Below are 12,236 nucleotides of genomic sequence, written 5' to 3'. Positions count from 1 at the left end.
GACTCCGAAAGGTGGAAGCGCACGAGCCGAGCTGTCCTCTCAGTTCACACCGACCGTTCCGATACGCTGCGGGCATCGCAAAGTGTGAAAGAACGGCGCGATCTAACTCAAATCGCGACACGAATACTTATTGAAATGGCTGTATGCACGTGTCCGTCGCGGGGCGGTCGCAAGGTGACCGAGAGTGATACGGATTATCTGCTAGCTCAGATCACGGTGCTGATCGGAGCGGCGTCTAGGTCGGACGCGCTGCGCGCTGGCTGCACAGAACCCTCGATTAGCATTTCTGCGTTGGGAGAGTTCAAAATCGGTGAGGAAGTAATGGAGCTAATGCACGAGTACTTGACGGTTCATTACGAGCAGATTCACGGGAAGGATGTGCTGGGCTATGAACAGTTCTTTGAGGCTCGGCCGGGCGGCACTAAGACAGACGTTGAGGTATTTGGAAGTGAGTTTGTTGACGCATTTTCTGAAGAGTACGGCATCTCACCTCAGTCACTCGGAAAGTTGGGAGTTGCATTATGTGAGAATGCAATTGAGGCGAAAAAGCTCGTCATAAAGTCGACCCATGAGGAGTTCGCGGTACTTTTGAACAATTCTGATTTAGGAGTACCGCAGATTGATGCGCTCTATAACAATTTTGTACTGCACCCGCGTACTCGATGGGATTCTGCCGAGAAGCCATTTCGAAGCAAAGACTGGTGGCCGTGGCGTTTTCGTCGTCGCTTGTCGATGATGACGAGACCGATCATCAACCTAGGCGCAGACGGAGTGATGTATGCTCCCGCTTTTTGTGAGGATAGCTTTCGACACGTGGTGATGGAGGCTTACACCGGCGGGGCCGAAACAGAATACTTCCATTCTCAAAGGATGAAGGCCTACGTTGGGAGTAGTAATGCCAGACGGGGTCTAGCGTTCAACAAAGCCGTGGCAGACAGACTTCGCGACCTTGGATTCAATGTACAAACTGAGGTCGAGATGAAGAGATTCGGTGCGGATCCGTCCACGGCAACTGGTGATATCGACGTTCTCGCTTGGAACAACGAGGTTGCACTAATCTGCGAATGTAAAGAGTTGAATTTTGCACGCACTCTCGGGGAAGTTGCCGAACAACTCTCTAGATTTAGGGGTGTCGCGAATGATGAGTTGACGAAGCATCTGAGACGCGTAGCGTGGTTCACCGCTCATCCGCCGGCATTGTCTGCATTCACCAAGCTCTCAGAATTACCTATTCGTTCGCTGCTGATTACTAGCAAGACAGTCCCTATGCAATTCGCGAAACATGCTCTCGTTGAGGTGTTGACCATTAACGAGCTAACCATCGAAAAGTTGAAAACCCTCACCAGGAGCGCGGCTGAGAGTTGAGGCAGCTAATAGGCAATTGGGAGTGGCAAGCAATGTCGGACCGTGTTCGAAACGCTCTAGGCCAAGAATCCGATGGCGCGTGCGTGGTTTACTTTCTCTTGCCCTTCAGGTCCGTCCGTCGCTGGGCCGCCAACCTCCTGGCGTCGGGACGGAAAATGCCTTCGATCAGCTGGCGCTGAGGAGTATGTGAGCCGACTTCTTCGTTTTCCCAGTCTTCGGGCCGAGTTGAGGTCTTAACTTCACCAATGATAGTAAACTTGCCTATCATCGATCCGAGCAGTTCATCATGAGCAAAGCTGCTCCGTTTCACTGAGCGTGCGGTCTCTTGGGGCTTCTTCGCTTTATTCTTGCTTCGCATCTGCAACTCAATTCTAACGCTTTGGCATATTCGATCCCGAACCAAAATAAGAACGCACTGCGCCGACACTCGCGCTTCAGCAAATAGAGGAGAGAGCTGACCAGGACACAAATAACAACGCGGCCCGGCTGCACCGGGCCGCGTCCCTGTAGTACGGTAGTGCGACATGCAGAACCCCACGGATCGCAATCTCCGCAGGTCGCGTTAGTGTGCTTCCAACCCCGGACAGATGTCAATGCAGGGGAAGTCAAATTAGCGTGTCCTCAATGTCGTACTGCCAAAGAAAGTGTTAATAAACCATTGTAAATTGGGCCTATTATTAACAGAATCGTGATGGGTCGACTCTCAAGCGCGACATAAGCCGCTCCAGCCGCAACAATCCGTGAAGTTAACAAAAAAATTGTCTACATAAAGGATCTGAGGGCATACCGCACGGAATGCCGGTACTTACCTAACCCGAATTTCGGACTCGGAAGTTGAGTTGTGGACGAATGACGGGCAATTCGGAAGTAAACTCGAATTAATACCGGAACAGACGAAGGACCCTTCGTAGAGTTTCGAGTATTTACTTCGACGTCGATTCAGCCTGTCCTTTCAGTCACTTAGCGCGCACAGAACTCAAGCGGGGCCGAACTGATGGGCTCGCTGAGCAACAATTTGCATTATCCTGAACGCGGAAACACAATGACAGATAAGGACATAGAGATTGATTCTTGGCGGGATGAGCCAGAGATCCAAGCCTTCGTTCGCGAACACCTGCTATCGGTCGTAGAGGCTCTGGTTGAATCTTACCAATTGGATCTCAGCCGGCTACTAGGGTTGACAGTAACCGACCGCCTCGACGAGGCTCTGTCGAACTTCGATGATGGGGGCATTCAGAACGGACGCATCTTGACGCGCACCAAGGGCGCAACCGTGGGAGTGGCTGTCACTCCCGTCTGCAAACGAAATGCCCACGCCTATTGCCGCATATTCGTTCGGGCAGATGATGTCTGGTCGATGCTAAAGAACGGAGATAAGCAATCCCGCTACATTCTGGCGCACGAGCTTGGTCATGCTAACGACCTTGCTCAGAAAGCAAAGACCATCGAGCACATCGCCCTCGACCTTCCCGGCAACGAACAAATGCCGCCCGTGTTCTGGCAGATTGCTGATGTCGTGTGGAACGAATATGCCGCTTGCAGGAAGAGTGCGAAGGAACATCCTGAAATGCTCATGACCATGTACTCTATGCTCGACCACTCCATAGAGGCATTGGCCAGCGACGTTCGCAGGCTTATCTCTGCGTCACGTAGGGGAGCGGAATTGCACGAGCTACTCGACATTGCGACGGCGGCCATTGAGCCCATCCTGAAGCATAGTAGCCACGTACTCGGACATCGAGCCTCTCTCGGCAAACCATCGCTCCCTTTGCCAGCTGAATTGGAGCAGCTCCTGGACGAGTACCACCTGCGCTCTGTTTTTGAAGAGGAAGGCGAGATTTTGGCCAAGATGTGGGAGTCGCACGGCGGTTGGGAGAGCGCTTCAATTTATGGTCCACTATTAGACCTCGTGCGCCGCGCATATGCTGCGTGTGGTCTGGACATCTATGAGGAGGACGCCAAGGCCAAGGTCAGGGGCTTGCCTGACGTTTTCAAGCGGTATGTTTCTCCCAAGTTCAAGCTTTGAGTGCTGGATTTTTGGCTAATCGTCTGGCTGGGTGTTTCGCTCGCAAGCTACACTATTGGCTGGCTGGCACCACAAGAGAGGTCTCCGCTTGCTCGATCAAACCGAGGGAGCATCGCCGGATACTGGGGCTCCAACAGAGACTCGATCAGAACACCACTCCAGTAATGGCGGGACGGTCGCCTACACCGTTCGAACGTTCGCTCCTGAGACATGGGGTCAGGTCGACAAATTTGCCACCTTCTTCGCGAGCTCTTTTCCAGACTCAGACTCCATCGAACGTCGCGCAGTATCCGGGGTTGGAAATCACTTCAGGAAGGCAATGGTTTTGCGAGCGCTTTCATTGCGCATCGCGCCTACAATTGCGATCGACGTGCAACAGTTGAACGAAAAGGGTTATACCCCGGCTGAACGCGCGAAGGAGTTAGCTGCGGTCATAGAAAGTGTCTTTACGGAACTCTATTCCGCCGTAGACTGCGCCAGAAAGGTTTTGAGCGCACGTTATCCAGTACGAGGAATGCCGGACTCGACTCGGAAGACATTCGCGCGGGCGCGATCCGGTGCGTTCGATGGCCTACTTCCTGCTGGTTTACTTTCCGCGCTCAAAGAGGCTGATTGGTATGAGCCTCTGAGAACGCTGCGAGATGAACTCACACACTCCGATATAGGTACCGTACATATGGATGAAGCAAGGGGATGGGTTTCCTACCTGCATACAGGATTGAGCACTGGAAAAAGAGCCTTCATCATCGAGGACATCTTCGCTCGTATGAACACCGATTTTGAGGCCGTAAATCGCTTCCTTGGCCTTGTCTTCGTCCACTTGAACGCTCTCCTCACAGACGCACCAACGGTTCAACTCTGCGGACTTCATCAGGGGAAGGCGCTGATCCGTGAAATTCGTCCGGAGCCAACAATAACCTTCGACAGCGGAAAGTGCTTGGCGGTGCCTTGGATTGAGGTTGACGGTAACCCAATTTGCCCGCTGCTTTGCGGGGCATACTGGAGGGCGAAAGGCCGGACATCGCACCCAGCATGATCTCGTTATAATCGAGAAGTCGCACGTTGGAGTTGAGGATCCAGCAGTTTGCCGACTGCATCGAAAACGGACTATTGATCACACAGGAAGATCCGTATCAGGGCTCACTGATACGGCTTGCTCGGCGACAATGGATCTCATCATTCACCTTCAGATTTCAGACCATTTGCCTCGCTCGGGTGGTTGGGGCCGGACTCTCTGTCCGATTCGTTCTCTCGTGAAAATGGGACGGGTTCATGCAATGCCTCTATGTATTGAGCAACGATTGAGCTGGGAGAAATGCCGTCGAAGTAGATACGGTAGAGCTTCGAAAACCCATCGATGTAGTTTCCGTTTTCCAAGCGGATTCGCGGGACACGCCCTCCGATGGTCAGAAACCTTTGCGCAACAGGCTTTGCTTGTTGCCGGCGACCTTCCTTAAAGTTGCTCCACTCCAGCTCTCCCCCCTGTGCCTTGACGATCATTGTCAGTTCTTTCCAATCAAGGAACAAAAAGACTGAGCGCATGAGACGTCCGAGCAGCACGTCGCGAATGGTCTCTGGTTTGAGTTGACGCAGGAATAGCGGTATCGCTTCTGGAGTCTCGAGGTTCGCTTCCAACAAGATAGCCTCGAATGACAACTTGCCTTCAAATTGCTGATCAATCCATAGCAAAGCCTGCGGCGCCGCCGTCTGTACTCCGGCCCGAAATTCTTCGACCTTTTGCTGGGGAGACTTTTCGGGATCGCCGTCTACATAAACCCAGAGACACTGATCAATGCAACGAAGTATAGGCTTCCCGGCCGCGGCATCGATGGCATCCTGGAGTTCGGGATCGTAGGTCTGCAAAGCGACCCGCGACTCCCCGATTATCACCTCGACTTTCCGACGCGGGTCGAAACCTCGTTCCTTTTCGACAATGTCCATCACCTGGTTGTAAAGCGTTCTCTGACGGACCACGCGCTCTAACTGTCTCAATGCCTTAGGGCCGTTCTCCTCGACGAAGGTTTCGATTTTGCCTGCAATCTGCTCCGGCGATCCTTTCACCTTGAAGAGCTCGAATATCTTGTCGTTCATCACGCCCTCTTTGACTTCGAAAAACCCATTTGGCTTATCCGGAGGGGCCTTGCAGAAGACATCGCCAAGATCGACACACGTCGTGGCATCGGACCAGATCGCGATGGTCATGGGATCGGCGTTGAGCTGTTTCAACAAGCGGAGAATTCCGTCTGGATTTGCCGACCCGAGCTGCGGTCTATCCTTACGATGGCAGACCGTACGAATAATGTGATCCTGAAAACCCAGGAGAACCCAGATGAGAGCGTCATTAAGACGGCGCCATATCTGGATGCACCGTTCGAAGTAAAAGATCATGGAGTGGGGCATGATCTTTCGACGCTCCGGGGTCAGGAGCTTTTCCATGTTCATGATTTCGTCGATGGACCGCCGGTGAAGTTCCTTCCACACCCTATGGCAGATCTCACGGAAAGCGTCGTGATTTGCGGCAATCAACTCCCTAGTTGCGAATCGGGGATCATCCGCAGCTGGCGTCCTGACCATCTCAATGAGGGATGGCAACTCGTCTTGCAACGGGACGTGTCTGGTTGGCGTATTTGCCATCTCGTCACTGTAGCAGGCAGGTTTGGTAGCCAAAAGAGTTCTGAAGCCAAGGTGGCAAATGGCATGGGCATCTTGCGAGTATGTCGCCGAGGCAAAATGTCCGAAAGTCCTTCGGTTTGGTCGGATTTTCGAAAACTCAAGAATCCATTAGAGTTAGAAAGTCAATATATCCGCTACTTTAGAGTTTTTACGAACCACCTGGTCCTGCCAAATAAAGTCGGCCACTAGACATTAATGTGCGCCACTTCGGTTCAAAGTGTTCCACTGAATCCACCTCGCAATATCCAACAGCATGCGACACACACTCTGAAGGGACCTCCGATGCGGGTTTAGGAATCGCGAAATTCACATTTGACATCGATGGAAAATCCACTACCATATGGTTGTGGATAATCTCGGTACAACATTTGCGGCTTTGTCTGATCCAACCCGTCGGGCGATGATCGAACGGCTTTCACGTGGGCCTGCCTCTGTGCATGGATTGACGAAACCGTTTGCACTCTCGCAGCAGATGATTTCAAAACATATTGCCTACCTGGTGCGGGCGCGGATTGTGATCAAGACGAAGCGTGGACGAGAGAGTATTTGCACCCTTAGGCCAGAGGCGATAAAGGCAATCAGCGACTGGGCGATTGGCTATCGCCGATTCTGGGAAGAGAGTTTCGACAAGCTGGATGCAGTTGTGAATCAAATGAAAAAAGCGGAGGTTGGACATGGCAAAAAGCGCGTTGAATAAGACGGAGCGGATGGTTGTCACAAGAGTTTTTGATGCCCCACGCGAATTAGTTTGGAAGGCGTGGACAGATCCGAAATATGTGATGCAGTGGTGGGGGCCGAAGGGTTTTACTGCGCCTGTTTGCAAGATGGATTTTCGCGTGGGAGGAAAATTCCTCTACTGCATGAGAACGCCGGATGGACAGGAGTTCTGGAATGGTGGTGAATACCATGAGATTATTCCGCACGAGAAGATCGTTTCCTCCATGTACTTTTCCGACTCGGAGGGAAACAAGGTTGAGCCTGCGCAATTGGGAATAGAACATGAGGCTATAGAAGGTGCGCACGACGTGATTCTGTTTGAGGACCTTGGAAACGGCCAGACGAAACTCACCTTCATCGGAAATGAACCCATGGAGAGCGCAAAGAATAGCGGGCAGCTAGAGGGCTGGAACCAGATACTCGACAAGGTTGCCACGGTTGTTGCGGGGCTGATGCAGACAAAATAAGAAGTTGAAGCCTGGATGATCGTCATGCGCGAGATAATGAACGCAAAGCAAACGCAGGTCCACCCCTGCAACCCCAGCCAGGGGTGCCTGCGGAGGCTTAGATCAATCGCGCTCTCGTCACCTGGCCGAATCGTCGCCTTACCTCTAATCGGCAGGATCACCATCACCACCCACAACAAAAATGCAAAACCGCAGATCTTCGCGGATTTATGCGGATCCTGCTGCTCTCCCGGGATAAAGACGCAGGCGATAGGAATCGATTTGCAGGGTTGCGTCATCTTCCTAGTAAGGACCGGGGTTCCGGTTGCTTTAGAATGAACTTACGTGGGGGAGAGAGACTTTCACCTTGGAACATCCGCTTCTAACCGCGCGACTAGCTATTTCCGAGGTCCTGTCGGACCGCACGAAGCACCTCGAGTTTGAGGTGGAGGGACAGCCGCAATTCAATTTCATTCCCGGGCAGTTCATCTCGGTGCGTGAGCCGCGCTCGGACGGCAAGGTCATCACGCGCGCTTATTCGCTGGCGTCGGCGCCGGGCTGCAATAACCGGTTCGATCTGTGCCTGAATCGTGTCGACGAGGGTTTCATGTCGAACTACCTGTGCGACCTGGAACTCGGCCGGGAAGTGCACTTCCATGGGCCACATGGGCATTTCGTGCTGAAACATGAGCGCAAGGACGCCCTGTTCATCGCAACTGGAACGGGCATCGCACCATTTCGCGGGATGATTCACTGGCTGCTGGCGGACGAATCGCGTCACCAGGGGAAGGAATATTGGCTGGTTTATGGGACGCGATATGAGAAAGATATTTACTATCGTGACGAGTTTGCACAACTGGCGCGAGAGCATCCGAATTTCCACTACATCATCACGTTGAGCCGCCCGTCCGAGAGCTGGCAGGGAGCCAGGGGTTACGTGCAGGAGCACGTGCGCGAGATCGTTGGCGACCGCAGGGACATGGAAGCGTACATCTGCGGGCTGAACAACATGGTATCGGCGAACCGCCAGCAGTTGAAAGAGCTTGGCTGGGACAGGCACCAAATCATCTACGAGCGCTACGACTAGAGATGTACGGACGGACGTCAGCTGCTAAAGAGACGCTCTGAGACACCGCTTCGGCTGGAGCGGCAGCTTTGCCGAAATACTTCTATTGATTTCCATACGGACCTGTTTCGAGTAATATTTGGCCGATTTCTTCTGTCGAAGGTTTTGATTCTCAATTCAGAGGAGGCTCAACTTGAAGCGGCTTGCCGTTTCTACCATTCCTATTCTGCTGTTCGCTATCTCCGCAATGGCACAGGTAATGCCATCGCAATTTTCCGCCGATATGGTGACTCATACTTCACATGGCGATATGAAGGGAAAGATGTTTTTTGGCGGGACCAATATCCGAATCGACATGGAAAGTCCGGGCGGACCGGTCAGCAATATTACCGACATCACGGCAAAAAAGAACTACATGGTTATGCACAACAGCCAAATGTACATGGAGCATGATCTGAGTAAGCCTGGACCCATGGGCCGTGGCCCTCAAATGCCACAAATACGGCAATTCGATCCGACAAATCCGTGTGCAAATCGAACCGATATGACGTGCAAACAGGTTGGCTCGGAAACCGTGAACGGACGCTCTTGTGATAAGTGGGAGTTCAGCAAAGGTAGCCAGTTGGAAGAGACAAACTGGATCGATAAGAAATTGCATGTGCCCGTAAAGTCCGTGCACGCGGACGGTACGAGCTGGGAGCTTCAGAACATCAAGGAAGGCGCGCAGCCAGATAAATTGTTTGAAATCCCGGCAGGGTACCAGAAACTCGATATGGGCGGGATGATGCGAGGAATGGGGCGAGATCAGTAGGAACTGAAAGCTCCAGAAGCGCCCCGGTTCAAACCGGGGCTTATTTTTGTGAAATCATGCGATCGACGGGAATAGTGTAGATACTCTGATCGGATGTGATCACGGCGAGCTTCTTTCCATCGCCTGAAAACTGCTTGTACACAACCGGATGTGAGAACGTAAGAACGGATAACTCACGGAGAGTGGCGAGATCATAGAGCGCCAACCTTCCAGGCTCGACCCGTGCCACTAGTATTTTTTCCTCGGGGTCAATCGTCGGCTGCTTTGCGAAGGTTCGCGCTCTCATTTTCCCTGAAGAGTCATAAACAAGAAGGCGCCCGTGGTTGTCGCTGATCAGCAGAGTATTTCCGACGGCATTCACGTCTCGTATCTCGATCGATCCATCTCCCGTATTGATTGGCGTGACAAAGCGCTTCTGCCCTGTACCGAGGTCATCAACCTCAACAAGAACGGTTCCTTTTTGCCCAATGGAGTCAACTCTGGCGGTTAAGGCTGCGTCAGATTTCAGTAACTGCTTCCCTTCGTAGCTGTCGAGCGGCCAGACATAAGTCAGGGAATTGCCGGCCAAGTTGTAGTATTGGAGCGGAAAGTTATTGGAATAGAATTTTCGGCTCCACAACTGTTTACCGGTGCTCATTTCCTGAACTTCCAGTTCCCTTTCCTTGACGATTTCGCCGTCCGCATTACGAAAGGCACTCAGGAACAGATAGGGCCCGATTTGGACAGTATGGAAACGCCGTTCAATCTTGCTAACCGGGGTGATAGTGTTCGACCCGACGTCCAATAGGGCAGTATCTGCTCCTTCTTTCTTCAGATCGTCGGGGGTCCACTTCTGCTTTGCCCTTTCCCTCGCTTCCTGTTTCGTGATTGCGCCCTCGGAGTTGTAGGAGTCAACAGGCGGGAAAATGGCGTTCATCTTGCCATGGCCATCAAGATAGGCACCCCGGAAGCCCCTGAGATAATCGAGACGCTTGCCAGTCTGCAGTGACCACAACGCTCCTCTCGTTTGTCCGCTGTAGGCGACATAAGCGAAGTCGGGCGAGATGGCGACGGCATCGAACTTCGCAAGCGGTCCAAGCGGCAACTGAGTGGTCGCGACTGCGGTGGCGCTTCCCTTGGAATAGAGGGCGATCTCGCCGTTGATGCGTTCACTGACGACAGTGCCGTCGTAAATATCAACGGCTGGCGTCTTGTTCGCCATGAAGATCTTCTTCGTCTGCATGTCCAGAATCCCGGCGGCGGCATGCACAACCGGACGCAAGATGAGGTAGGGCCCCTTGGCGGCGGGATACAAGCCGAACGGGCCGACGGGGACATCGGATTCGACCATCTTTCCCGAAGGGAATTGAACAGCGGAAGATTTCTCGCCGAACTGACCTGCCGAACCGAAAATAACATCCTGGTTGATGAAGATAAAATCTTTGCGAACATAGTCGCGAATACCGGCCAAATCTGCAGATGCAAGAGGCTTCTTCGACGTGAAGTCGTATGCAAAAGGCGTGGAGCCGTCCGATCCAACCAGATATGTTCCGTCCGGTGAAAACGCCAGCGGGATTAGATCGATCATGTGCGACGACCGCATGGCAGTGAGCACCAGGAAGTATCCGACGAAATCCACATCGAAGATATCCTTCCGGTGCCAATCAATGCTGCCGCTCGTGGCGTTGTAGACGTCCAGATCAAACTCGAAAAGGTGATCTTTGTCGGAATGCAGGCACGCAAGCCGGTCGCCCCAGGGTGACAAAACCGACTCGATGCAGGGCATCGGCGTATAGACTTCATCGGCATCTGCCTGCTGCTGCTCGGCGATATCCCATTTCTCGATGCGGTTGGAATATGTATAGAAGACGACCGATTTGGAATCGGGTGTGAATTGCGCTCCATAGGAGTTTTCCGCGTCGATCCGGAACAGCGTCTTGAGGGGATCTCGGGACAGAACGTAAATACTGGAACTGTCCTGTGCTACCAGGTATTTCCCGTCAGGGCTAAAGCGAAGATGCTCAATGCCCTCACGTAGCGGATCTTCCACAACTTCTTTGCGCGTATTCGGCGGGAGTGACTCTTTCTTCCCGAATCCGTGATAGGCGGTTACGGCCTCCTTCCATTTTGCGAAATCATCTTTCGTCATTCTGTCCGCTTTGCCGGCGCATGTGGCGGAATCGGCCGCGCCATTTTTCAGAATCTCTCGATATCTCCTGGAGTCTGGATTAGTACCGCCGAATACGTCAGTAAACCAGTTGCCCTTCTTTCCGCGATTTTGCGCGAGCCGGTCAAAATAGTCGGCGAACTTCTCGGGAGAGTATCCAGCTCGAGTCGCAAGATAAACGGACATCTGGTCGGCAGAGAGCTGATCCTTCTCCTGCTTCTTCAGCAGGGTTTCCCAAGCTTTGCGGTTAGTCGCCGCCCTGTCGAGAAGCTCGTTGTAGCGCTCTTCGATGTCGTCGCGTCCCCCGAGGGTGTCGACCTTGAGCACTTGACGGAAGAGTTGCCGGTATTCCGTGGAGGTCTGCCTGGTCAGAACATGGCCCATTTCATGAGCCAATAGTCCGGCTATCTCATCTTCATTCTTGGCGAGCGCAATGGCTTTTCTAGTAACGTAAACGCGGCCACCGGCAATGGTGAACGCATTCGTAATCGGCATATCGACGATGAAAAACTGAAAGTGCGGGGCATCAGGGGGGACGTAGCTTCGCAGCCTGTCGCCAATTCTCCGCAAGGGAGCCGTGAGTGAGTCATCCTCAATAACCTGGAGATCCTCGTTCATGGATTTCGCGAGTACGTCACCTAGAAACCCCTCCTGCTCTACCGTTAGCATCGTGGAGGGAGAAAACGGCGGCATGGGAGGAGCGCTGCAGTTTTGGGCAGCTAATGGGGAGATCAGAAGACAGGCCCCGAGCAATAACGGCAAGCAATGGCGCATGAGGACTCAGCCAGCTACTTTGGACTTCGGGGTAGTGTAAGTGGGAAACGTCTGAAAGCAAGCTCTTTCTCGTCGGAGCCACGTTTTCGAAACAGCCACAGGGTCAAACTCCTGCAACCGAACCTCGTGTCAGCTCATCTATAACCTTGACAATAAATGACTCAGATTCTATCCTAACGACGGACTTAAGGCAGAGACTCACATCATCTAAC

Annotated in this window: 11 protein-coding genes; 7 read left to right on the top strand and 4 right to left on the bottom strand. The window is 52.8% G+C overall.

What is annotated here, in order from left to right:
• Positions 1–1,365: hypothetical protein (locus ROO76_00995; protein ID MDT8066718.1), on the top strand; the 1,365-nt coding region annotated here is incomplete at its 5' end.
• Positions 1,366–1,453: 88 nt separating this feature from the next.
• Here ROO76_00995 and ROO76_00990 read toward each other — a convergent pair.
• A complete protein-coding gene (locus tag ROO76_00990; GenBank protein MDT8066717.1) occupies positions 1,454–1,723 on the bottom strand; it encodes a hypothetical protein in 270 nt (89 codons plus the stop codon).
• Positions 1,724–2,407: 684 nt separating this feature from the next.
• Here ROO76_00990 and ROO76_00985 point away from each other — a divergent pair.
• Positions 2,408–3,391 (top strand): hypothetical protein, encoded by a 984-nt coding sequence (locus ROO76_00985; protein ID MDT8066716.1) that lies wholly within the window; start codon positions 2,408–2,410, stop codon positions 3,389–3,391.
• A 586-nt stretch (positions 3,392–3,977) separates the two neighbouring features.
• Here ROO76_00985 and ROO76_00980 read toward each other — a convergent pair.
• Both ROO76_00980 and ROO76_00975 read right to left on the bottom strand, forming a co-directional pair.
• Positions 3,978–4,211: a hypothetical protein gene (locus ROO76_00980; GenBank protein MDT8066715.1), complete on the bottom strand. Its 234-nt coding sequence runs from the start codon at positions 4,209–4,211 to the stop codon at positions 3,978–3,980.
• Between the two features lie 356 nt (positions 4,212–4,567).
• Positions 4,568–5,620, bottom strand: a complete 1,053-nt coding sequence (locus tag ROO76_00975) for a hypothetical protein (protein MDT8066714.1) — start codon at positions 5,618–5,620, stop codon at positions 4,568–4,570.
• 51 nt (positions 5,621–5,671) lie between these two features.
• On the opposite strand from ROO76_00975, the gene ROO76_00970 reads away from it, so the two are divergent.
• From ROO76_00970 to ROO76_00950, 5 genes are all read left to right on the top strand, one after another.
• Positions 5,672–6,253 carry a hypothetical protein gene (locus ROO76_00970; GenBank protein ID MDT8066713.1) on the top strand — a complete coding sequence of 194 codons (582 nt, stop codon included), beginning with the start codon at positions 5,672–5,674 and terminating at the stop codon, positions 6,251–6,253.
• A gap of 151 nt (positions 6,254–6,404) precedes the next feature.
• A complete protein-coding gene (locus tag ROO76_00965) occupies positions 6,405–6,761 on the top strand; it encodes a metalloregulator ArsR/SmtB family transcription factor (protein ID MDT8066712.1) in 357 nt (118 codons plus the stop codon).
• On the top strand, positions 6,739–7,248 hold the full coding sequence (locus ROO76_00960; GenBank protein ID MDT8066711.1) for an SRPBCC domain-containing protein: 510 nt from the start codon (positions 6,739–6,741) through the stop codon (positions 7,246–7,248). Before ROO76_00965 ends, ROO76_00960 begins: the two co-directional genes overlap by 23 nt.
• Before the next feature lie 346 nt (positions 7,249–7,594).
• Entirely contained in the window at positions 7,595–8,314 is a 720-nt protein-coding gene (locus ROO76_00955) for an FAD-binding oxidoreductase (protein MDT8066710.1), read from the top strand.
• Between the two features lie 172 nt (positions 8,315–8,486).
• Entirely contained in the window at positions 8,487–9,104 is a 618-nt protein-coding gene (locus ROO76_00950; protein ID MDT8066709.1) for a DUF4412 domain-containing protein, read from the top strand.
• A 40-nt stretch (positions 9,105–9,144) separates the two neighbouring features.
• Here the strand turns inward: ROO76_00950 and ROO76_00945 are convergent, their stop codons facing one another.
• On the bottom strand, positions 9,145–11,868 hold the full coding sequence (locus tag ROO76_00945; protein MDT8066708.1) for a M48 family metalloprotease: 2,724 nt from the start codon (positions 11,866–11,868) through the stop codon (positions 9,145–9,147).
• Positions 11,869–12,236: the final 368 nt, after the last annotated feature.

This window comes from Terriglobia bacterium (genome assembly GCA_032252755.1).
In the GTDB taxonomy this organism is placed as follows: domain Bacteria; phylum Acidobacteriota; class Terriglobia; order Terriglobales; family Acidobacteriaceae; genus JAVUPY01.
This window is presented reverse-complemented; position numbering and strand designations above follow the sequence as displayed.